Annotated in this window: 21 protein-coding genes; 12 read left to right on the top strand and 9 right to left on the bottom strand. The window is 38.7% G+C overall.

The features are described from left to right. Positions 1-14: 14 nt before the first annotated feature. A complete protein-coding gene (locus CWB72_RS15605) occupies positions 15-2369 on the bottom strand; it encodes a TonB-dependent receptor domain-containing protein (RefSeq protein ID WP_138633257.1) in 2355 nt (784 codons plus the stop codon). A 207-nt stretch (positions 2370-2576) separates the two neighbouring features. Here CWB72_RS15605 and CWB72_RS15600 point away from each other — a divergent pair, with 207 nt between their 5' ends. Together CWB72_RS15600 and CWB72_RS15595 are read left to right on the top strand one after the other, a co-directional pair. Next, complete coding sequence (locus CWB72_RS15600) at positions 2577-3290, top strand: UTRA domain-containing protein (RefSeq protein ID WP_138633254.1); 714 nt, start codon at positions 2577-2579, stop codon at positions 3288-3290. Between the two features lie 142 nt (positions 3291-3432). Next, on the top strand, positions 3433-4755 hold the full coding sequence (locus tag CWB72_RS15595; protein WP_138633251.1) for a DUF5690 family protein: 1323 nt from the start codon (positions 3433-3435) through the stop codon (positions 4753-4755). 10 nt (positions 4756-4765) lie between these two features. Here the strand turns inward: CWB72_RS15595 and CWB72_RS15590 are convergent, their stop codons facing one another. The 3 genes from CWB72_RS15590 to CWB72_RS15580 form a co-directional block, all read right to left on the bottom strand. Further along, positions 4766-6586, bottom strand: a complete 1821-nt coding sequence (locus CWB72_RS15590) for an Lnb N-terminal periplasmic domain-containing protein (RefSeq protein ID WP_138633248.1) — start codon at positions 6584-6586, stop codon at positions 4766-4768. A 35-nt stretch (positions 6587-6621) separates the two neighbouring features. After that, positions 6622-7086: a DUF3015 family protein gene (locus tag CWB72_RS15585; protein WP_138633245.1), complete on the bottom strand. Its 465-nt coding sequence runs from the start codon at positions 7084-7086 to the stop codon at positions 6622-6624. A 425-nt stretch (positions 7087-7511) separates the two neighbouring features. Beyond that, positions 7512-8549: a GGDEF domain-containing protein gene (locus CWB72_RS15580; protein ID WP_138633242.1), complete on the bottom strand. Its 1038-nt coding sequence runs from the start codon at positions 8547-8549 to the stop codon at positions 7512-7514. A 202-nt stretch (positions 8550-8751) separates the two neighbouring features. Here CWB72_RS15580 and CWB72_RS15575 point away from each other — a divergent pair, with 202 nt between their 5' ends. Next, the gene (locus CWB72_RS15575; protein WP_252371575.1) at positions 8752-9558 is read left to right on the top strand and encodes a polysaccharide deacetylase family protein; all 807 of its coding nucleotides are present in this window, start codon (positions 8752-8754) and stop codon (positions 9556-9558) included. Positions 9559-9570: 12 nt separating this feature from the next. On the opposite strand, the gene CWB72_RS15570 is transcribed toward CWB72_RS15575, so the two are convergent. Next, positions 9571-9738, bottom strand: a complete 168-nt coding sequence (locus tag CWB72_RS15570) for a DUF6435 family protein (protein ID WP_130256867.1) — start codon at positions 9736-9738, stop codon at positions 9571-9573. A gap of 140 nt (positions 9739-9878) precedes the next feature. On the opposite strand from CWB72_RS15570, the gene CWB72_RS15565 reads away from it, so the two are divergent. Further along, entirely contained in the window at positions 9879-10058 is a 180-nt protein-coding gene (locus CWB72_RS15565; RefSeq protein WP_130256866.1) for a hypothetical protein, read from the top strand. Positions 10059-10196: 138 nt separating this feature from the next. Here CWB72_RS15565 and CWB72_RS15560 read toward each other — a convergent pair whose 3' ends face one another. After that, the gene (locus CWB72_RS15560) at positions 10197-11357 is read right to left on the bottom strand and encodes a serine hydrolase domain-containing protein (RefSeq protein ID WP_138633239.1); all 1161 of its coding nucleotides are present in this window, start codon (positions 11355-11357) and stop codon (positions 10197-10199) included. A gap of 233 nt (positions 11358-11590) precedes the next feature. On the opposite strand from CWB72_RS15560, the gene CWB72_RS15555 reads away from it, so the two are divergent. The 4 genes from CWB72_RS15555 to CWB72_RS15540 are packed head-to-tail and all read left to right on the top strand — an operon-like array spanning position 11591 to position 14816. Continuing rightward, on the top strand, positions 11591-12424 hold the full coding sequence (locus CWB72_RS15555; RefSeq protein ID WP_138633236.1) for a MipA/OmpV family protein: 834 nt from the start codon (positions 11591-11593) through the stop codon (positions 12422-12424). 9 nt (positions 12425-12433) lie between these two features. Beyond that, complete coding sequence (locus CWB72_RS15550) at positions 12434-12829, top strand: DUF3019 domain-containing protein (RefSeq protein ID WP_171037331.1); 396 nt, start codon at positions 12434-12436, stop codon at positions 12827-12829. A gap of 5 nt (positions 12830-12834) precedes the next feature. Continuing rightward, complete coding sequence (locus CWB72_RS15545) at positions 12835-13530, top strand: response regulator transcription factor (RefSeq protein ID WP_138633230.1); 696 nt, start codon at positions 12835-12837, stop codon at positions 13528-13530. Next, positions 13530-14816 (top strand): ATP-binding protein, encoded by a 1287-nt coding sequence (locus CWB72_RS15540; protein WP_171037330.1) that lies wholly within the window; start codon positions 13530-13532, stop codon positions 14814-14816. The genes CWB72_RS15545 and CWB72_RS15540 overlap by 1 nt, the downstream gene beginning before the upstream one ends. 11 nt (positions 14817-14827) lie before the next feature. Here the strand turns inward: CWB72_RS15540 and CWB72_RS15535 are convergent, their stop codons facing one another. Together CWB72_RS15535 and CWB72_RS15530 are read right to left on the bottom strand one after the other, a co-directional pair. Continuing rightward, positions 14828-16834, bottom strand: coding sequence for a winged helix-turn-helix domain-containing protein (locus CWB72_RS15535; protein WP_138633224.1), 2007 nt, complete (start codon positions 16832-16834; stop codon positions 14828-14830). A 124-nt stretch (positions 16835-16958) separates the two neighbouring features. After that, positions 16959-18602, bottom strand: a complete 1644-nt coding sequence (locus CWB72_RS15530; protein WP_138633221.1) for an SUMF1/EgtB/PvdO family nonheme iron enzyme — start codon at positions 18600-18602, stop codon at positions 16959-16961. 298 nt (positions 18603-18900) lie between these two features. Between CWB72_RS15530 and CWB72_RS15525 the strand changes: the two genes are divergently transcribed. Further along, positions 18901-20709: a sensor histidine kinase gene (locus CWB72_RS15525; RefSeq protein ID WP_138633218.1), complete on the top strand. Its 1809-nt coding sequence runs from the start codon at positions 18901-18903 to the stop codon at positions 20707-20709. A 20-nt stretch (positions 20710-20729) separates the two neighbouring features. Here the strand turns inward: CWB72_RS15525 and CWB72_RS15520 are convergent, their stop codons facing one another. Then, positions 20730-21416 (bottom strand): lipoate--protein ligase family protein, encoded by a 687-nt coding sequence (locus tag CWB72_RS15520; RefSeq protein ID WP_138633215.1) that lies wholly within the window; start codon positions 21414-21416, stop codon positions 20730-20732. A gap of 167 nt (positions 21417-21583) precedes the next feature. On the opposite strand from CWB72_RS15520, the gene CWB72_RS15515 reads away from it, so the two are divergent. The 3 genes from CWB72_RS15515 (at position 21584) to CWB72_RS15505 (ending at position 23126) form a co-directional block, all read left to right on the top strand. Beyond that, positions 21584-21766 (top strand): hypothetical protein, encoded by a 183-nt coding sequence (locus CWB72_RS15515; RefSeq protein ID WP_130256856.1) that lies wholly within the window; start codon positions 21584-21586, stop codon positions 21764-21766. Between the two features lie 269 nt (positions 21767-22035). Continuing rightward, positions 22036-22713, top strand: a complete 678-nt coding sequence (locus CWB72_RS15510) for a CHASE3 domain-containing protein (protein ID WP_138633212.1) — start codon at positions 22036-22038, stop codon at positions 22711-22713. A gap of 32 nt (positions 22714-22745) precedes the next feature. After that, positions 22746-23126: a hypothetical protein gene (locus tag CWB72_RS15505; RefSeq protein ID WP_138633209.1), complete on the top strand. Its 381-nt coding sequence runs from the start codon at positions 22746-22748 to the stop codon at positions 23124-23126. The last annotated feature ends 1 nt before the right edge of the window (position 23127 follow it).

Raw genomic sequence — 23127 nt, 5'->3', positions numbered from 1 at the left:
ACTCAGTTTGGAGATTAAAAGCGTGTTTGGAAGTTCAGCGCTGCAGTACGAGGTGCGCCAATCCAGCCTCCCCAACCACCGGCTACGCCACCCATGTAGCTCTTATCAAATAGGTTATTGACCGTAAAGCGGATTGATGCACCTTTTAGGGCACTGTCAAAGTTTTCTAAATCAACACCTACGTATAAGTCACTTACCGCGTACCCATCGATGCGCTGAGTATTAGCTGAATCCATCCAACGTTCACCTAGCCATTTTGTCGAAATACCCGCTGAATAAGCTTCAGACTGCCAATCTAGCGATAACACAGCCATGTCTTCTACTGAGCCAAATACCGTATTGCCTGCAGCAATGCCAACAGTGCCATCAGTGTATTCTGAGCTGTTGCTAGTGTATGACATATATACAGATAACTCTTGGCTTGGGTAGTAAGTTAACGAGGCTTCAACACCTGATGACTCGATACCACCGGTATTGATGTAGCTACCATTTGTACCCACTAGATAGTCATTGCCCGACTCTGAACCTGGTGCAATAAAGGTTAAGCGGTTTTGGAAGTCGATACTGTAAAGAGTGATGCTGGCATTGAAGTCTTGATTGTCGTAACGCACACCAAAGTCCATGTTTTCAGCAGTTTCAGGCTCAACATTATCTAGTGCTGATGCATCAGCTTCTAACACTTGGTCTTTAATCGCGGCAAAGTTTTCAGCATAACCTGCGAATACTTCTAAGCCATCTAATGGGGTGTACCACACCGCACCTGCTGACAATAAAACATCTGAATCTGAATTCACAGATTTTGCAGTGCCTGTGTAAGTGTCTTTACTATCTAAATCAACTAGATACTTTTTAAGACCTGCACGTACTGTGACATTCTCCATCTCGAATGAATCTTCAAGATAAAGCATGGTAGTTTCTACAGGGTAAGTACGGTCGTACTGGATCCAATAAGGTGTGTGATCAAAATCATAGCTGCTTTTTGAATCAATGATTTTGTGCCAATCACGGTATTCTGAGCGCTCATAGTCTTCATACCAGATACCTGCACGAACCACATTCGTGTTATTGCCAATCTGTTTTTCCCATGTCAGGTCAGCATTCAAACCAAAGCGATCTTTCGCATAATGAGAAGTTCGATATGATCCCACTGCACGAGCACCAGACTCATAGCAATTAGGATCATACTCTGGACCTGCTCCGCCATACGGGAAACCAATCGAGCTTTCACAACCCTCTATTGGACTTAAAGACTTACCATCGGCATCAACAAAAAATATTCTTCCTAGCGAGTCACCACCTTGTACTATGTTGCCAGATACCAGCTCACTGTGACCTTTCGCCGCATCATCTGTTACGTCAACAATATATGGTGGTAACCAGTCGCCGCGTCCTTCATTTTTATGAAAGTAAGCATTCGCTTTAAGCTCAACTTCACCAATCATGGTATCAACTTCAATATATCCGAATAAGTTTTCACGCAGCGTTGACCAACCTTGACGATACACTTGGTCAATGTAAGGGACACCCGTCCATTCACCTAATAGGCCGTCTGATTCAGGATTTTGTTTGAAACTCTCTAGTGAAACACGCTGATAGTTATCTTCGTGAACATCATCGTAAGAAAGGTAAGCAGTAATTTCTAAATTGCTATCCATACCTTTCACAAACTTAGCCGCAAAGTGGTCACGTTTGTTTTCTGCTGTGCCTGTGATCCAGTCACTGTTACTTGAATTTGAGTAGCTGAACCAACCGTATGTGTCATCTAATACTTCGCCCGTTTCAAGTCGCATGTAATATTTTTGCGCATCGAAGTTACCTAATGACAAGCTCGCAATGACCGCTTTTTCTGTACCTGGATCAATGGTGGTGAAGTTCAGCGTACCGCCCAATGCTTCATTTGAACGAGACGCCACATCAGCAGTACCTTGAGATACTTCTACAGCCATTAAGTTTTCAGTATCAATATAACGGTTTGCTTTAGCACCACCGCCATAGTTAGAGTTACCGTTGGCAATACCGTCAATGGTAATACCTACTTGCTGCTCATCTAAACTTAATTGGAAGCCACGAATTGATACTGTTGTTGACCAATCATCAGAGCCAAATGTATCGCCTTCATTGATTAAAACACCCGGTAGGTTATCAATCATTGCCATCGCACTGGTCATAGCCGATTGCTGTTTGAACATTTCGTCTGATGTCGCGTTATTCGCGTATGACACGCTTTTGCCAACAACTGTGATTTCTTCAATTTCTTGGTCTTTCTTTGCTTTTTCATCTTCTGCATAAACAGGTGCTGATAGAGCGCTCGCTATTGCAATAGCAAGTAAAGATGGTTTAGTGATGCCAGTAGAGTATAAAGTTTTCATTATGATTCCAGAAAGTAATTGGTACATACCAAAGTAACGAACGGGGGAAGATACTATCGGTGGATTATTACAGGGACTTGACAGAAATATGTATTATTTAAAAAACTGGTACGGACCAAAAAGTGTATTTTTAAGTAAGCGCTTGTTCAGCGGTGAGTGATGTGATACCAATAAAGAACCAAGTGTATCTGTGAATTAAGACCCTGAATGAGTACCCAAAGCTTTGCCTACGCCCAAGTGCGTGAAGTACTAACCAAACAAATAACAGAGCAACAATTAACAGGCAGCTTGCCTTCAGAACGAGAACTCTGTGCGACGTTTGATATTGCCCGCTCAACACTTAGACAAGCGCTTGGGCAACTTGAAAATATGGGTCTTATTTACCGTAAAAACCGCAGTGGTTGGTATGTATGCCCAAGGAAACTTAAATACGATCCAATGCAACATGCCTCATTTTTGCAATACACTACAGCGCAAGGGTTTCAACCTAGCACAGAGCTAATAGAACAAAAAAAGCAAAAGCCCTGTAGAGAAATAGCAACTGCGCTAGCCCTTGATGGCAGGGCTAGTTTAACCAGTATATTACGTGTGCGCTCTGTCGATGGGCGTGCTGTCGTGGTCGAAAATCTAAACTTCAGCAATAAGCATTTGCCAAATATTGATAAATACGACTTATCATTATCAATCAGTGTGTTATTAAAAAACACTTACCAACATCATGATGTACTTTATGACATCGCTGTAGAATCTTGCTGCTTGTTTAACCCCATAGCACAATTACTCGATACCTATGACGGCGCGTTAGGCTTAAAAGTCACTCGAATTGTTCGAGATCTTAATGGTGTGGCTTTTGAATTTGATCGTGAATACTGGCGCCATGACGCCTTAATGATTGAAAACAAAGCCAAACTTCAATTTTAACAACACTTCATTTGTTGAGTGAAAATAGCTGAGCTCAACAAAAAAACTGTAAAATTCCTGCAATGTACAACCCCTACACTGAGCAAGAACTCTAGCTTGTTTGGTGCATACCAGATCAAAGCATTTATAAAAGGTCTGTCATATGCTCAGTGTTTTTGGTAATCTATTACACGATAAACTCAGCAGCAATACCCTGCTGTTTTGTATCTATGCCATTATTGCAGCCTGTAGTACTTACGCATTTATGTACGGCTTTCGAAAACCTGTTTCTGTTGGCCTTTATGCTGATACCTCACTGTTAGGCCTATCACTTAAAACGCTTTATTTAACGGCACAAATTTTTGGTTATGCGCTCTCTAAATTCATTGGCATTAAAGTCATCTCTGAATTACAAAGTCACGGTAGAGCAAAGGCAATTTTAGTTTTAGTTTTCTTCGCTTGGGCGGCACTACTTGGTTTTGCACTTGCCCCACAACCTTACAATGCTGTTTTTATGCTATTAAATGGCTTGCCGCTCGGCATGGTATGGGGGATCGTATTTAGTTATTTAGAAGGCCGCAGGGTCACTGAAATATTAGCCGCAGGGTTATGCACTAGCTTTATTGTTGCCTCTGGGTTAGTAAAAACCGTCGGTAGTTATTTGATAATTGATTATGGTGTTAATGAACTTTGGATGCCCTTTGTAACGGCCACTTGCTTCTTACCACTCTTGATTTTATCAGTGTGGATGCTTGACCAATTACCGCCCCCTAATCAAGAAGACATAAAGCAACGCTGCGCCCGTGTCCCCATGACCAAAGCAAGCCGCAAAGAATTACTACAGTTATTAGGTTTTGGTCTGACATTATTAATCATAGGGTATGTGCTGCTCACAGTGCTTAGAGATTTACGAGATAATTTCGCTGCCGATGTATGGCTGGCAACTGGACTTGATGGCACTCCTGAACTATTTACGCTCACTGAGCTACCCATTGCTTTGGTGGTGCTCGTCATTGTGGCTCTACTCAAACTGATTAAAGACAACCACCTTGCAATGGTGATTAATCATTTACTCATTTTTGCCGGATTCACAATCACCTTATTAAGCTCGCTCGCCTATCAACAGGGAATGTTGAGCCCTATTTATTGGATGGTGCTAAATGGTGTTGGTCTCTACCTCGCCTATGTGCCTTTCTCAACCACACTATTCGAACGCTTAATTGCAACATTTAACCGCCCTGCCAATGTTGGCTTTTTAACTTATCTAGCGGACTCATTTGGTTATTTAGGCACAGTCGGCGTGATGGTGTATCAGAGCCTTGTGATTGCCCAAGTAGATTGGAATGACTTTTTGCGAGAGCTCAGTATTATCACTGGCGCTTTAGGGGCATTGCTAAGTGCCGGATCGCTTGGCTATTTTGTTTATAAAGAAAGGAAAAATAACCAAAAGCGCTCTCAGCCACAGTTGAAAGCGCAAATAGGTTAAAAAGTAAAAGTTAATTCCAATAGTAATTTAACTTCAACTGCCAAAGTGTTTGCTCCGATGATTTATATATCAATCGGAGATCAGTATCTTGATTTATGGGCACCACAAGCTCAACATTTTTACTCAACTCAGCCGTCTGCTTATGATAGAAACGTTCAATGGCAGCACGCATTTTAATATCTTGGTAAATATCACTGATCACACCGACTTCAATAGATGCATCAATTAACTGTGCAGTGCTTGCTAGCTCGCCAAAATATCCGTTTACCATGCCATACACTAAACTACGGTCATTATTAAATAGCATGGATTTACCAGCGCCACCCATTGCAAAGGTGCTTTTGCAGCCTTGGCAATTTGTTCTATCACGCTCAAATCCTAAATTAAGCTGCCAAGACCAACCTCCTTCGTTTACCCAGTCTGTATACGCTGGATTGAAAGACTCTAAATCAAGTATGTGCAGTTTATCTAAATACATATTTGAATCACGAACTGCGACTTCAACATCTAGCATTTCTAAATTCGAGTAAGGTACTCGCGCGATGTCAGATGCGAGTGAATCAAAATAACTTAAGCGAAACCCCAGATTAGACTGAGTTTTAGAGCCCACATCTAATGCTGAAACTGAATAATTTGATGGCTTTTGTGCTTTATGAGGCGCACTTTGCTGATAGTTACCCACTTTAATCTCATTACCTATTGGCAATTTCAACCTTGCTCTGACCAAAGCTTTTTTGATTACTTTAATATGTTCAGACTCATACTGTCTTAACTGCTGAAGCTGAACAAATTCAAATAGCACTTCGATGATTTTTTTCTGAGTCTGCACATTCAGTGATACGAAGTCTGCACTTTTTAATAATTCTGCATTGTTAAAAATACGCTTTGCCAGTGCATTTTCTTGTTCATTTAAGTGTTGTTGATACTGATAAAACGTACTACTTCTCGAGGGAGTAAATTTAATATCTCGAACTAAAGACTGGTCGTTATGTTCTGCCTCAGCTAACTTGGAAAAAATAGTTGCAGGGATCACCCAAGGTGACAGCTCATTTGTTAGTTTATCGCCTGCGACCAACTCAATCACTTTGGCAATGTGAAATGCACAGTTTTCATCGGCAAAATAATAAGTGTATTTTGCCCCCATTAACTCCCAAATATGGTTACTAATAAAACGTACTTCATCTGTAGTTAAATTAAGCTCATATTCCCATAAGTCTCTGAGTTCTACTTCACCATAATTGTGTTGATGACGATAAAATAATTGATCAGAAAACCCTGCAACGTAGCCGCCAAATAATCCTTTGCTAATATAAACAAGACCATTTTCGTTGTCAGGCACAATGGCACCATAATTGATACTGTAATCAAGTAACTGGTTATGTGATTCTGTCGCTCTGTTTAATTTTAACAGCATATGACCATAGAGGGATGCCGGGTTACTCATATAGCCTGATGCAAAAACCAAACTAACCGAGTGAATGGGTTGGCCCTCTCGCCATTGGGTTAACTCATCGCAATCACTGCTTGGCTGTTTAAACTTTATACCTTGTTGCAGCAACCATTGATATCTAGCGGGATATCGACATTGTTTTTCAGGCTGTTTATTAAAGGCGTTGATAGTCGCTTCAAGTTCACGATAAGGATCATCTTTACCTCTAGGTGACAAGAAGAAATCATCACTGATGATATAACTTTTAAGCTCTTGCGGTGATTTATAATGACCTAACTTTAACCATGTTGGGTGCTGTGCAAGTTGTTCAATATCAGATGCAGAATAAGTGCTAAATGACAGAGTAGAGCAAAGTAGTAATGATGAGATACGTCTTAGCATAAGAAGAAAGTGGGCATTACTGCCCACTCAATCAATTAGATTACAGAACAACTAGCAGCGAACTGACTAGTTACTTGACTTTCTACGATGCTGTAAAGTGCCTGAGCATCAGTAGCTTGCTTGTCAGCATAATCGTTACGGATTGCAGAAACGATGTCAGCGTGTGCTGTAGCTTCACAACCACGTACTTTTAGCATTGCAGCTACGTACTCGCCTTCACCCTGTGCAATTTCTTGCTCAAGTACAGGGAAAGTTTGCTGAATGAACTGAGCAGTCTTAACGTCTGCACCTTCACAAGTTTCTTGTGAAGAAACGTTTGAAGAAACAGCTGTTGTACCAAGGTCCCAGATTACGTTAGATATAGCAGCTGCAGTGCCGTTATCTGGGAAAACCATTGCACCTAGGCCACACTGTTGCCAAGGGTTAACATTGTTTGCTTTTGCTGGTGCTACAAAAAAAGCACCAGCTAGAATAGCTGCAGATAGTGTTGCTCTTAACATTTTGAAATCCTAATTTAAATTTTTATTTCCCCAAATAAGTTAGAAAATCTTATCTTACGAGAAAAATTAGCGATCATTTAATTTAAAGAATTGCGATATTTATAAACTCTGTTTTTTAACTGTCAAAGCTTAAAAATCGAATAAAACTTCAATTAACATATTGTATTTAATGTAAAAATAATCAAATCCATTTCTACATCATTTTAATGATGCTTCAACTTAAGTTTAATTATTGCCTATTTTAAAACGTTGAAACCACTAACATGCATTCAATAAAAGTGCATTAATGATTTTTTCAAAGCATAACGTTTTAAATAGTTCAAGCTCCCTTAAACCGAGAGTAAATATGACATTAATTAAAACTAGAGTCTGTGAGAGTCTGTGAGGGTGTGTTTTAAGATGTTAGAAACTGTTTGAATACTTGCTCAATCGAAATAAGTAACCCTATCTCTACCTAAACGTTTGCTTTCGTAAAGGGCTTGATCTGCCCGAGACACTGCAGTTTCAAAACTCATGTCACGTTGCCATTTAGCAACGCCAAAGCTTAACGTTGCATTTAATTGTTCTCGACTCACCTTATGTTGCAGTAAAAGAGTGGTGATCAAATCTATAAAGCGTTGAACTGTATACTTATCACTTTCATGAATAACAAATAAGAACTCTTCCCCTCCCCATCGGATCACTAGGTTAGGAGGCTCAAAACAATCAATAAAAATGCTCGAAACAATGCGTAGCACTTCATCTCCGCGCTCATGGCCAAAGCTATCGTTTATTTTTTTAAAATGATCTATATCGGCCATTACGATATAAACACTCTCTCTGTGATGCTCTTCAAACCAGCGAATATTACTTAAATGCCTTTGCGCAAACCGCCTGTTATGCAACCCAGTTAGTGCATCTTTACTGGCCATTAAAGCTAATTCTTCCCGAGAGTTGATACTCATTTCTCGCAGGGAAGCTAGTGCATAAATCATCGGCAAGCCACTGATCATAACATTTAAAAAGTGTATATAAGGCAATAAGTTAGGATAAGTAAAGTCACTTAAATGGGGAAAATCCAAAGTAACAAGCAGCGCAAAACTAAGCATCATCAATGCAGCAAAAGCAATAGAGCGTACTAATGGTATTGATTGTTCAACCAATAAAATACATGCTATTGCCCATAAATAATAATGAAAACCCAGCTCTATTCCAAAAGTGACACACACTGCGACTGAATGGACTAGAACTTCAAAACACACCAATTGAAGTGCGCAAGATAACCGCTCAGTTGCAAAACAATTTATACTAATAGCCCAGCACGTAACGCTCAATACATTTAATATAGATAACCAATAAGCTTCAATAAAAGCAAAGAAGAAAATCAGCCCTACATGCAAGAACAAACAATACCAAGCCACCGTGGTTAATATCGCAACCTTTTTATGCTCAATAGAAAAAAATGCTTGCTTATCTACATTCAAACTTGGGCCACTTCCTCATAAACACCTGCAATTAGTATAGGCAACTTTATTGTGTTTTTTGCATTTAAATATTTTGGATAAATTTATCCACTTTATCTAATTCACCTTATTTAAAATATCTCAAGTTCAAATCATGCTTATTTGCTTGCCGTATTCACTGTGTACCGATAAGTTGATGAGAACAATTCATAAGGAGTAACTAATGATGAAAGGTTTAATAAGCGGCTCAATTGCTGCCTATGCACTCTCTGCCTCTGTGAGCTTTGCTTTTTATCCAAATAACGCAAAGCATGCGATTAGCATAAGTTTTGATGACGCCAGAAAATCTCAAGTTGAAGTTGGTTTACCCATACTCAATAAACACCAGGTAAAAGCCACGTTCTATTTAATGCCGCACCATATGCAAGGCAAAGAAAAACAATGGAAACAAGCCGCCCAGGCCGGACATGAAATAGCAAATCACACAGCCAATCACCTGTGTACTGGAAATTTTCAATGGCTGAGACAGCAAAATAAAGGCTTAGAGCAAGTCGACCTTAACTTTATAAAGCAAGATATTGAATTTGCTCAAAACTACATAAAGCAACACACTGGAGTTGCAGCCAAGGGCTTTGCTTATCCCTGTGGGCAGAAGTTTGTTGGCCGTGGCAAACATGTACAAAGCTATGTACCCATTATCGCAGAAACCTTTGTATATGGCAGAACTTGGAACGATGAAACGGCAAATGACCCTAATTATTACGATCCCGCGCAAATTCGCGCTTTCAATATGGACAATAAATCATTTGAAGAGATGAAATCCTTGTTAGAGCTTGTGAAATTCAAAAACGCTTGGATAGTATTGGCTGGTCATGAAGTAGGTAGTGAAGGTTTGTATACAGTAAAATCAGAAGCCCTTGAAAAACTCCTCGTTTATTTAAAAGATCCTAAAAATGGCTTTTGGTTAGCGACAGTGAATGAAGTAAATCACTATATCCAAAATAAAAAGATGGAAAAGCCTGTGGATTAACACAGGCTTTATTTAATCAGGTAGCTGCTCTATTTTTTGCCACAAAGCCTCTGCATCGGCAGTTAACATAGAGTATGTTCGGATGTCGCCGTTTCTTTGTGCATGCATAGCTTTTTCTAAAAGCGCGTCGTATTCCTTTCTCATCTTCTTTTTAGGGTTTCTTTTAAAAATTCCAAACATATCAACTCCTACAATTGTCTATAAAATGTTACGAGCATTTCTAAAACTGAGATCACCCTCTGTAAATTCTCATGAAACTAATCCAAACTTACATTTAATTCGTTCAATAAATACTGAATGTTTAAATTCTATGGTGATTTATGATTGACGATGAATTTGATATTTCAATTTTGAAGCAGCTTGGCAATAGCCATCAGGATGAATTATTGTCAAAAATAAGGAAGAAAAAATTAGAGTTAGACAACGCGCATGAAATGGCACAAATAGAGTCTCAACACGGCCTAGAATACCTGTTTGATGAAATAGACAACTTAGAGTGAACTTATCAGTTTACTGAACGTATATATATGGTATCACATCTTCCTTAATTTGACTTTTCCATAAGGTCACATAAATTAGGCTTTATTAGCGAGTCAATGGGTGAGTTTCTTTTACGACTCACCCATTTTTATCACCTTTTATTTGGTTAATGCTTTCAGTAATTGCATGTAAAGCTTGTTATGAGCATTGTCACAGTCAGTGTAGCCATTGCAATTAACTAAAAAAGCAGCACTTGTATTAGACTCTTTAATATAAAAATTATACGTCGCATAGCCCAACTCAGAACCATGATGATGAATAACTTCTTTACCGTTTATGTTTTCTTTAAATAACCCATAGCCATACTTCAACCCACTAATATTAGTATTAATAAAATTACTCTCTGCCATCATTAATTCATGAGATGTAGTACTTAATAGATCGCCATTCACTATTATTTTCAGTACATCTGCCATATCTTTTGCTGTGCCAACTACAGGCGCGTCAGCTACACCTATATTCTGATAATAGGGCTTTGTATCTACTTGCTCTCCATCTGATAAAAAATAACCTGAATTAATGGTGGCAAATTCTTTCTCAACGCCACCATAGGTCATACTATCCAAGCCAAATGGCTCAAAAATTCGTTGACGCATCGCATTTGAATGATGCTCACCAAGTAACGTGTCAAAGATGAGCCCAGTGAGAATATAACCCGTATTGGAATAAGCCCAATCATTTCCAGCTTTAAAATTTGCCTCTTGGTCATAGGCAAATTGCATTGCAAATGCATCTGTTTTTAATGAATCAGGTTCTTGTAGCACTGCGTCGTAAAATGCACCTTCAGATTCATTTAAGTAATCAAATAGCCCTGCAGTATGCTGCAACATTTGTCTTGTAGTGATTGTATCTGCATAAGCAACACGCGAGGTGATATCAGTAGATAAATACGCTGTAATGGGCTTGTCTAAATCTAATAATTGATCGTCTACTAACATAGACGCCATTAATGCGGTTAACTTCTTACCTGCACTACCATTTGGGATACGCGCATCAATTTGCATAGGCGTTTGCTCATTGATATCTGCAACGCCAGCAGCACCATGAAACGTAAGTTCTGGCGATTCAATATAAAGTACGACTCCAGGTATTTCACCTTCTACCGTTTTATTAAGTAAAGCTTGGAAATCAAATTTCTGCCCAGCATGATTAACTGGTTGCGCATTCTGTTTTGCTGATTCACCACTCGAACCACATGCAGTTAATCCAATTGCCACAGCTAAACAAGTTAGGTATGCAAAATACGGTTTGGTTTTCATTGTTATATCCTTTTTAAATTAAGTTACGGTTAGGCTAACTAAACAAAGGGATATGAGTTGTAACGACATAAGGCAGTTTGTAGCAAAGTGTATCAACATACCTTTGAAACCTGAGCACTGATTGCTTGTTCACTTTTTTGATACACATTGATACATTTCGGGATACACTGATACGGATTATCATGCTCTACCGCTTTAATATGAATGCAAATTAACAAATACAAGAAATTGCAATGAAAATACTCTTAATCACGCCTTTGCTGCTATGTACTGTTCTTAACTTCGCTACTGCCCAGACAAGCCCAAGCAATTTAACCGATGCCTTTAACAATAAACGCGATGCGGGCGGTTACTTTTCACCAGGCTTTGTTCTTGAGCATCAGAAAGGCCTTTATCAATCAGAGGGGTTTGACAGCAAACTGAGCGTTCGCGGCGCTTATTACTTTAAAAATGGTTTTTTTCTAGAGATACCCGGAGGTTCGGATAAGTTTGAAAGTAACTTTGCCTTAGGCTACAACCTATTAAATGTCGGTGATTGGGAGTTTGATGCGCTCTACTCATCTGCCCACGGCGACCTTAATTATAATTACCTCGAAGATAGCTTTGAGAAAAATAGCACTCCATATTTAGGCCTTCGAGCTATAGGAACAATCTCAGGGTTAGACGCCATGTTCTTATACGGGGTCAATACCAATAAAAGTGACTTCAGTGGTGGTCATTATGCGGCGGCTTGGTTAGGAAAGAGTTGGAATATACAAAACTGGCACCTTTTCAGCTCTGTTGGTTTTCAGTATCGTAATGATGAAATTCTTAACTACTACTATGGCGTTCCAGAATCTGCCAAGTACCACCCAACTTTTAAAGCCAACGGTGGTTTCAACTTTATCTATAAGATGGGAGTAAAAAGACCCATCACCGAGAATTGGCTATTAGAAGGCTTTTTTAGCTATACCAATTACGCTGATAGTATTGTTAATAGTCCTTACACCCAAAACATCCTTAAATATAATGAAGATCGTAGTGATACAGGCAGCCGATTTAATGTATCTCTGCATTACGTTTTTTAGGAGAAGATGATGAATTCAACTTTTCGTACTTCTCTAATACTATCAGTATTAATCGCTTCAAAAGTGACTTCAGCTAAACAGAGTGAGGACTATAAAAACGGCACGCTAACTATCTCTCCAAAGCAATGTACCACGCTGAAGCAAGGCGAGCTCTGTTATTTAGAATTAGAAGTAACCTGGCAAATCCAAAATAAAAAAAATACCTGTCTTTTTGCTAATTCGCGAAAACTACAATGTTGGCACAACAAAAAGCAAGGTGTATTGAAACAGCCAATCACTATGAAAAACGACTTAGTACTCACTCTGCAAACTGCAGACAAACAAGTTTTGCAAACGCAAACAGTTCGCTATGCTTGGGTTTATAAAAAGAATAACAGTAAGGCCATGCGCTGGCGCATGTTTTAAAGACTATGATTACAATCGCACTTGTTGAAGATGATAGAGAATTGGCCGAGTGGATCCGTGACTACTTAGAAACCAAGCAATATGCCGTTCAGATTTATCATGATGGGTTAACTGCATACCAAGCACTCTCGGCCAATACACCTGATTTGATTATTCTAGACGGTATGCTGCCTTCAATGGATGGGTTAGAGGTGTGTAAATTACTGCGCTTGAAATCAGATGTGCCCATTATTATGCTCACCGCACGAGATGAAGAAATTGATGAAATTTTAGGCCTAGAGATGGGCGCTGACGACTACCTTACAAAACCAGTACGTGGCCGACTACTCGAAACTCGCATCAAATCTTTATTACGAAGAATGGCTTCGACAACAAGCACGGTTGAACTCGATACGATCTCTTTAGGTAATTTAGTCATTTGTAAGCCCACTCGACTAGTCACACTCAATGGAGCTTCTCTTAAACTATCAAGTAATGAGTTTGATGTATTATGGCTTTTAGCCAAACAAGCAGGGCAAGTCGTCAGTCGCGAATCACTCAGTCAACAGCTTAGAGGATTTGAGTACGATGGTTTTGACCGTACCATTGATTTACGAATTTCAAGACTCAGAAAAAAGCTCTTAGATGATGCAGGTGAACCATACAAAATTAAAACGATTTGGGGTAAGGGTTACTTACTTTGCGCTGAGGTATGGCAATAATGTGGCGATTCGCAATTGCGCTGACCATAGTGGTATTAGCTGGAAATATTCTATTGGGCCAAGTGTTTAATACTTTACTTGAACAAAACCAATTACAGCATCAAGCGCGACAATTTAGCCAAGAGCAACAAAGCTTACTCGCACAAATAAAGCTGATTACCTCCGCATTCGGCTCTGATATAGAAACACATAAGCTTAACCAATGGCTTGATCGTAACTCTCAAAATGAAGGATTTAGCTATAAATTACAATCGTTAAAAGATTACCCACTACCGCACAGCTTACTGAAACAAATAAACACCGATGGTGCTGTATTTCTGGAATCAAACGAAGGTTTAACGGCCTATGCAACTCTCCCTAAAGAACAAGTATTGCTGGTAACTCAAACCAGCATTGAACCTGAAAGTCATCAAACCGCTTGGCTATTTACGCTGATTTTTTACTCCACTCTATTGATTTTGATACTGATTTTTTTAGCGCCTTTTCTGCATCGCCTATACATGTTGCGTGCTGCAACCACCGCTATCGGCAACGGTCAATTAGATAAAAGACTCAAGGTCGGCTCTCTTTGGTATTTAAAAGAAATTGAAGTAGCGTTTAATAATATGGCTGAGAAGCTTGACCGATTAATGCAAGATATTAAGCTGTTATCAGGAGGCTTATCCCATGAACTAAGAACGCCTCTAGCACGAGTAAGAATGGGGCTAGATACATTATGCGAAACAAATGACCCTAGGCAAAAGGAGCAATTTGAAATCCGTATTAATCAAAATTTAGATGATATGGAAGCTCTGGTCGACGCCTTACTCAATTTTGCCAGATTGCAACATACATTAGACAGTACGCTTAAAACTGAACTCGACTTAAATTTGTTATTAAAGCAACAAGTTGAAAAAGCTAACGATCCTCGTTGTAAACTAAAAGTCCAAAAATCGCCTTGCTATATTAAAGCTGAGACACATTTCATAAACCTGTTATTGAGTAACTTACTAAATAATGCATTCAAGTATGCACGAAAGCGCATTGAATTAGAATGCAAGCAAGATAACGACTTCACTTACCTTATGATTAACGATGATGGTGATGGTATCGCTCCTGAAGATAGAGAAAAAGTGCTTAAACCATTTATCAGATTAAATAAGAAAAATCATAACTTAAAAGCAGGTTACGGCATTGGTCTCGCATTAGTTGAGCGTATCGTCAGCTGGATTGATGGGCAAATAACCATTAAAACATCAAAGAGTTTAGGGGGAGCAAGCTTCATTATAAAAATACCCAGAAGCTAACTAAGCAACGCTTATAGCCCAGCCATTTGCTCTTCAATATCAATACCGACATTGGCGAGTCTATCTTTTCGCCAACTCAGCCACCATTCAGTGGCATGATCCGCTATAAACTCTCGATATTCAGCAAGTTCATGGCTTTCACCTTTTGCTTGATTTAGTTCTAACAAAATCAACGCACTATTTAAACTCAGCCAATTCATATGTTGACCACGGCCAATATTGAATGAGCGCTTAGCATAATTGATTGCTTTATCAGTATCGTTTAGGGCGCGATAGTATTGCGCATGCAATAACGCTGAACGAGCAGGCTCAGTGATTTTCTCTATCACTTCAAGGGCTTCTTCAGGTTTATTCTCTTTAAGATAAAGTTTTGATAAATTATCTGCTGTAGAAAAAAACACCCAATAATTTTCTGGTGTAACCGGTTTATCTAAAACTGCATGGTAAAATTTAATCCGCTCTTCTAGGGTCTCAGCAAAAATAGCAAAATGATACATGGGTAACATGTAGTGCGAGCCATCTAATTGATATTCGGCCAATAGTGTTTTTGCTTGAATTAAATAATCAATACGTGCTTTTTTCATCCCAAACTTGCTGGCTTTAATAGAAAGCAAAGTATATGCGCGGATCTCGGCCACAGGTTTTTTGCCTAATCTGGCTAAACTTGCAGCCTTGTATAGATGTCTGCGTATGACATCGAAGTCTTCTTTATTATGTGCCACAGAATGCGCAAGCTCTGCTGACGATTTATTGACTTCAGCTTGAAGGTCATAAATGTGGGCATCCGAAAATAACAGGTCAGCTTGTTCATAATACGTCTTTGCATTAATTGCATCACGCTTACCATTATAAAGCTGCCCTTTTAGCCACTTTCCGTAAGCATAATAAAGTGGATGTTTTAATTCACTCTCTGTCAGTAACAATTCAATGTAACCACTTGCCGAATCAAACTTATCGTCATCAATAAGATGATATGCCAGTAGCGGCAATACATGTAATGACGAGCCCACTCTTTCATTGATCAGTGCAAGCTCTGCTGATAACAATGATTCGCTTTTTAATCTAAAATAATTCGTACTCGCTAAAGTCTCAATTAGGGCTTTTACTTGATCTGCTAAATCTGGCATAGATGCACCATACATATAGCTTACCCAGCTTCGCTCTGGCCCTTGTACTATCAGCTCTAATAAAAAAGGCATGTGCTTACGAGTTGACGTGTCAGCATTATGTTTTAAGATCCCAGTAAAAATAAGCGCATCATTTGGGTTAAGCTGCTGATACTGCATATAAGGAGAGTTAACAAACTCTCTTGCATCTAACTCATCACTCGCAGTGGCAAAGTCTAATGCAAGGTGCAGCTCATCTATGTCCTCTTGGAAATGACGAGCACTGTCAGCGGTAAATGGAAGATAAATTAAATCATTGTGCACAGCTGGTGTTTGCTCTACAGAGCTTTGACTCTCAATTGATTGTGCAAATGCGCTTTTAAATGCCCCTTGTTGCTCATATTTATCTATAAAATAAAAAGTACCAAATACTAAGCACAATAAAGTACAACACCCCACGATAATTCGAGTGTATGGTTTGTGTGTTTTAATTTCAGAAGAGTGCAACGGTGGTGTGTTTACTCGCATATTAGCAAGAGTAATATCAGCTTCAAGCTCATCTGATAGCTCAACAATGGGCGTTTCTTGTGGAGCACCAGTCTGCTGCTCTTTAGAGTACTCAATGAATGTAAGCTCTGGCTGCCATTGATAGCCTTTTTTTGGAAAAGTCTTTATGGCGTTATCACCAATTATGGTGCGCAATTGACTGATGTTTTGAAAAACAACCTGCTCTGATACGACTTTACCTTGCCACACTTCAGTCAAAATATCGTCTTTACTAAAAATCTTTTCAGGCTTTGAGATAAATAATGCGAGTAGCTTAGATTGCGTGCTATTTAATGCAATAACTTGCGCGTCTTTAAACAAAATCGTTTGTACTTCATCAAACTGGAAATCTAAAAACTGGATCATACTACTCGCAACCTTTGCTTTATATTCTTAATTGTTCGAGTAGCAATGCTCTCGGCCCTGAATCGCTTTAGTGTACGATAATCAGGACCGATTTCAATCATGCTTTCTCGTTCCTCTTTTGAGGCTATAGCTTTTTAACATCCAACCAATTAATTGATAAGCGAGTACGTTCACCAATTGGCTTAATCGTTAAGGTGTGCGTACCTTTAGGAAAAGTGACCGGAACTGCCTTAGCGGTTTGCCAACCATTCTCGCCCGTTGTCGTAATTTCTTTTAATAGCTCATCATTCAGCATGACAGCAAATGACTGTTTCTCACCACTATGAAACACCCTAGGTTGTATAGTGTATTTGCCCGCTTTACTCACTTTGATTTGATAATCAGCACTGGTATTACGCATATTCGCAAATACTAAGTCATGCTTAGGCTCTTGCGAAGAGTTGCGCACAGCAACATTCGTCCCCTCACTGAATGCCTCAGCTTGAATACGCGTTGGAAGCGCATGGGTAAATATCGCGTTTGAATCAACGGTATTTGAAGCCAGCCCTTCTCGTTCGCCAATCTGCGCGGTTACTTTATATCTTGCTTTGTGCTTACTTGGTTTTGTATCTACAAACTTAAGCTCGGTTACACCTTGTGCAAGGACTTGCTCTTCATTCGAAATTAAATCTTGGCGAATAACTTTATATGTTGTTCCTGTCATATCCTTGTCATACTGCCAAGTTAGCGTAACCTTACGACCATTATCTTTTAAAGCAAGTTTAGCCACTTGACTCGGATAATCAGCTATTTGAGCATGTACTATTTTGACTTGTTTTTGAGCTTTAGCTAAACCTGCAACAAATTCACTGCTACCGGCTTGAGCAGGTAAGGCTTTACCATTTGTATCAAGCACCAAACGAAACCCCTCTATGGCCGCGATAAAATCATCAGCCATTTCACCTCTTCTATCTAAATCAGGAACTTCCCAGTGCCAACTGCTACCTTTGGCAATGCGTGAAGTACAGTTTTCTTGGGTAACAGGTCCGCCACCTTGAGGAAAACGTTGTTTACCATCTACATAACAATCAGCAACCACCTCTTGAATATTGCCCAGTAAATCATGTACCCCATATCTATCGGCCTTAAATAAGCCCACAGTAGAGGATAGGATCTCTTTATCATTACAATCCTCAATGGTATAGGCTGATGTATAAGGCGCTTGATAAATTTTGCCTGTCATCGCTTTTGCATGTTGATCTGCTAAGTTTGCAATTTCACATACTTGATTGCGCTTTTTTCCATTTTCAGAAATATAATCGTCATAACCACCTGTTCTCATTACATACAGCCACTGAGCTTCTGACATTAAGCGATACTGTTTACCTGTTTTATCAGAAAGCCACTTTGCATAATCTTCAGCCCCTTTTGTACCGATGCAAACAACTGGGTGGTATTCTGACAGATTGAAGAAGTTGTCATCCCACGAGCCATCTCTTTCACCTGCACCAAACCAGCCTGGACCTATTTCATGCATACAGTTTGTTGGTGCTTTGTAGCCTGTATCTTCAACAAACTTTCTGAATTCAGACACCGTGAGCTCATATTTTGCCATTTGAAATGGTTGCATATTTACTTTATATCGGCCTTCACCTGCGTGATCTTTTGCCATAAAGCTACCAGCAGGGATACTGGCAGTTGGTGGCTCAAAGTAACTGACAATCTGACTTCCTGCATATGCCTGTGTGCAACTTAATGCTACGCATATTGAAAGGATTTTCTTAACCATTGTGTGCTCCGTTTACACCGTTTTGTTGTTTAGCAAACAATAGTTAGAAGCCAGAATTGAATCTTATTAATTTTCTATAATATTTTTCTTTATTTTTTTATCTTTAAATTCAGTGGCTTTAGATTTTTTTGAGCCAAATTTGGCATTTTGAATTTATGAGTGTATTGTTGTTATTAATATGTAAATAAAAGTTATAAGCTACATTACTCTCAGATTTTCACAGAATTAGTTACATGCTCTATATTTACACTAATAAATACCTAATCATTAATATAATCTGAGGCAAATTTCAGGTGTTATGAAGATAAAATCGGGGTTTGCAATTTCTCAAGCAGGTATCATCATCAGTTTAGTGGTCGCACTTGCTGGTGGCTTGTTTTTATATCAGCAGTTCAAGCATGCTAACAAAACTAACCAACAATTAATGAACTATAAATATGCCTTTAACGATTTTCTAAACCTTCAAACTGAGTTCACACTTTATCGCTCTCAAGACATTGCAGACTCATTAAAAGACGTTCGCACGACTTACACCCTTGAAAGAGTTTCTATGAAACAAAGATTAGAACAAGACAGTGAAGCTCTTCTGTTACTAGAACAAATACAGATTGGTATCTCAGAATTTGAAAGTAACCTGCAAGAACAAATCAAATTACAAAGACGACTCGGATTTGATGAAGATAGAGGCCTAAGAGTTTTTTTTAGGCAAGCTGTTCATCGTCTTCAAAAAGAAAGTAACTTACTAAATGATCTAGAACTCGAAGTTTTAATTTTAGAAATAAGAAGACGCGAGAAAGATTACTTGCTTCGCTGGGAACCGAAATACCTTGAAAATCATGCAGCCTTACTAAAACAAGCACAAAATCTTGTTACAACGAAATATCCAGAAAATAAACAAACTCTTATGACTAAGCTCAATGAGTACATCCAAGGGTTTACTCAATATATTTACCACTTAGAGGTTCAAGGTCAACATTCAAAGCAGGGACTTAAAGGAAAAAATACGCAGCTAAATACTATATTAAAAGAGCGCTTTAACTCCTTATCAATGCATATTAAACAAGCGCAAACTGAAGCTGCCAAAAAGCACTTAAAAGTCACTTTCTTATTCATTTTAACCACTACTTTTCTCAGTCTTTCAATCTCTTTTTTAATTAACCGTCGTATTACATTCTCCTTATTAGAAATTACATCATTTGTAAGAAAATTAGCTAAAACCGAAGACTTCAGTAAACGTTTAGAATTAAAAGGCAATGATGAACTTGCGCACTTTAGCGATGATTTAGATGCTCTACTCAAGCATTTTGAAACTCTACTCGAAAGGCTCTCTCTTGCTCAACAAAGACTTGTTGAAGATGCCAAAATGGCAAGTTTGGGCGGATTAGTGAAAGGGTTTGCTCATGAACTTAATACACCTCTAGGAATAGCAATTACCAGTGAATCTTTTTTAAGAGAAAAAGTAGAGTGTTTAAAACATGACTTCAAACATGGCAAAATTACCAAATCGAACCTTCAAATATTGTTACAAGAGTTTGATGACTCTCTTTCACTAATAGAAAGCAACTTAAACCGTTCCGCAGATCTGATCTCTAGCTTTAAAAAAGTAGCATCACATCAAGAATATGACGAACTTGTAGAGTTTGATGTTAGAGAATTTTTAAACAACCTATTTTCAAGTTTCAGGCATGAAATAGAAAAACATAATGCTACTGTTCAATTAGACATACCTAAAGGCATGATATTAAAAAGTTACCTTGGCGCATTCAGCCAAATTTTTACTATTTTTCTTGTCAATAGCCTACGTCATGCGCAAGTGCCTAGTAGACCATTAAATATTGATATCTCGTGTAAATTTGTGAGTGGTACAATACATTTTAGATTCAGTGATGACGGAGTAGGTATCAAAGAGGAGTTGCTTGATAAAGTATTTGAACCTTTTGTAACCACCAAAAGAGGTGAAGGCGGCACCGGTCTAGGACTAAGTATTGTATACAACCTAGTCACTCAGCGCCTTGGGGGGCATATAGAACTTCAGAGTGTTGAAAACAAAGGCGTATGTATCTATATGCACTTTAATGATATCTCTTTCAGGCAACACTTTGAATGACGACTCTGCGATAAATAAAACTAAGAAAATGCCTTGATAAGATTCTGAAAATAAGACTCTACGCTAGCTACATGCGACAAGTGCTCTACTAAGCAAGTATGCACTTGTGCACTGACCCTTTCTTCCTGAAGGTGATGTGCATAGCATAAATTAACGGGTGAAATAATTGCCTCTATTTCTGCATCAATCAAAATACAGGCTTGGGCTAATATCACCTTGCCTCCACCTTGCTTTAACACAACACGTTGAGCCGTACCTACAACCTTCTTGCCTTCAATATTTAAATTATAATCACCATCACAGTAAGAGTTTGGCGTTGCATGTATATCGACATTAATGTCATACCGCTTAAAAAAGGCTGACAACTTTTCGCAAAAACGTTGATAGGCTTTAGGTATTGAATAAGGCGCTTTTTCTTCCCACACATACATATGCGAAACATTAATCACACCAGGCACTTGCGGAACCGGAGCACCGCCGGTTTTTCGGCTAAACAACTGCCACCCCTGCTCGATTAATAAATTCTCTAATGCACTTGAGCTTTGCCATTTATTACCTGAGGGTAACACTAAAGTTGGTACATCAGGTTGCCACAGCACCAGCGCCTCGTTAAGTGCACCTTGTTGTAATTGAGTCAGTAACTCGGTTTCTTTGGCAAATACGTTTGCAACACTGATTTTTGGATATAAAAGAAGTCTAGGTTTCAAGAAGTTATCTAAAATTGTTTCAAGGTATAGCTAGTTTAGCGCTTTTGTTTTGAAGGTTGAATAGATTTTAGACATATCAATTTACATTTAAAATCCCCTTTCAGACTGCAACTGGTTTATATTCATGCTGCTCATATTGAGCTATTAACTATAAGGAAATCATAAAAATGAAACTAAAATTAAACAGTAAAAAACTAAAAACACTGTCTAACGACAAATCACTTTTACCTTCTGACGCGACACACAAGATTGCAGGTGGTAAGCCGCCAGCTTCTGATTCTTGGTGTGGTACAGAGTTTTGTAATGGTGGTCGAAACACATTCTGTTTCACAGATGGTTGCTGGAATTAACCACATTAATAGCCAGCTCTAAGCTGGCTACTTAAGCTTTAAATAATTATGACGCCTTTCACTTTTGTTTTCTCACCACAAAATGCAATAAAACCTTCATAAAAATTTGATTCAGCTCAACTTGAAATAAAAATCATTTCCAAAAACGGAACAATCTGTGTATTTTAGTTATATCAAAATCACTTTTAATTTTAATTTTGATTTTGTCTAAATACTAAACTATCTCTTAGAATTGCATCTCTTATTGGTACATTTTTAGGAAGCTAGGCATGGACACTGCAGCCCCCTCTTATGGCATTTTTAATACACTAAAAGCCAAACTTATTTTTGCATTTACTCTTATTCTTCTCATTCTTGCGGCAATTGGATTTACCGCCTATTTAGTGTTGAAGTCTGCTGATGATGGCTTTAAAAGTTATCGTGAATTAGCTCGAGATTCTAATCTCGCAAGTACCTTACAATCAAACATGCTTATGGTACGTATGAATGTAAAAGACTTCTTGCTCACAGGCAGTGATAAAGATATTCGTCAATACACACAATATTTTGATGAAGTCGATAGACTCATGAGCGAAGCTAAAAAAGAAATCAATGAGCCTGAACGTACGCAGATGGTTTCTCAACTCATTCAAGAGTTAGAACAATACAACGCAACGTTTAACGTTATCAAAGCATATCGTGTTCGCCGTGATGAGTTAGTATTAAATCAGCTCAATATAATTGGCCCACAAATGGAACGTGAACTTACCCAAATTATGCAAAGCGCAGCTCAGTCAAATAACACTCAGTTAGCCTATTTAGCGGGTGAAGCCATGCGTAATTTATTATTGGGTCGACTTTATGTTGTCAAATATTTAGAAAGCAATGAGCTTTCTGCATTTGATCGAGTGAATACAGAGTTTTCGTTATTTGATGACCAACTTACCTTAATCAGTACGTTAATTTAAATACCAATAACCAACAGCGTTTAGACAGCATAATGAGTAAACGCAGTACCTACATGCAAGCATTCAATGAAGTGCAAGACATCATTGTCGATAGAAACGATAAAGTGACAAATGTACTTGATGTAATAGGTCCTCGATTTGCCTCTTTAGTCAGAGATTTAAGTAAACCGGTTAAAACAGATCAAGATATACTCGGTCCACAATTAAAGGCTTCAAACGAGCAAGCTGTTTCGCAAATCTTTTTCATGTTTATGACAGCGCTAGTCATCAGTGTTGCAATTATTTTTGTCTTATTACGTATGGTAATGAAGCAGTTAGGCAAAGATCCTAATGAGCTCGATAACATTGCCATGGCAATTTCTAAAGGCGACCTTGATCTGGAATATGATGAGCGAGCTCCACAAGGCGTTTAAA

This window comes from Pseudoalteromonas phenolica (genome assembly GCF_005886345.1).
Lineage (GTDB): Bacteria > Pseudomonadota > Gammaproteobacteria > Enterobacterales > Alteromonadaceae > Pseudoalteromonas > Pseudoalteromonas phenolica_A.
Note: the sequence above shows the minus strand (reverse complement) of the source record. Positions and strands in the feature narration are given on the sequence as shown.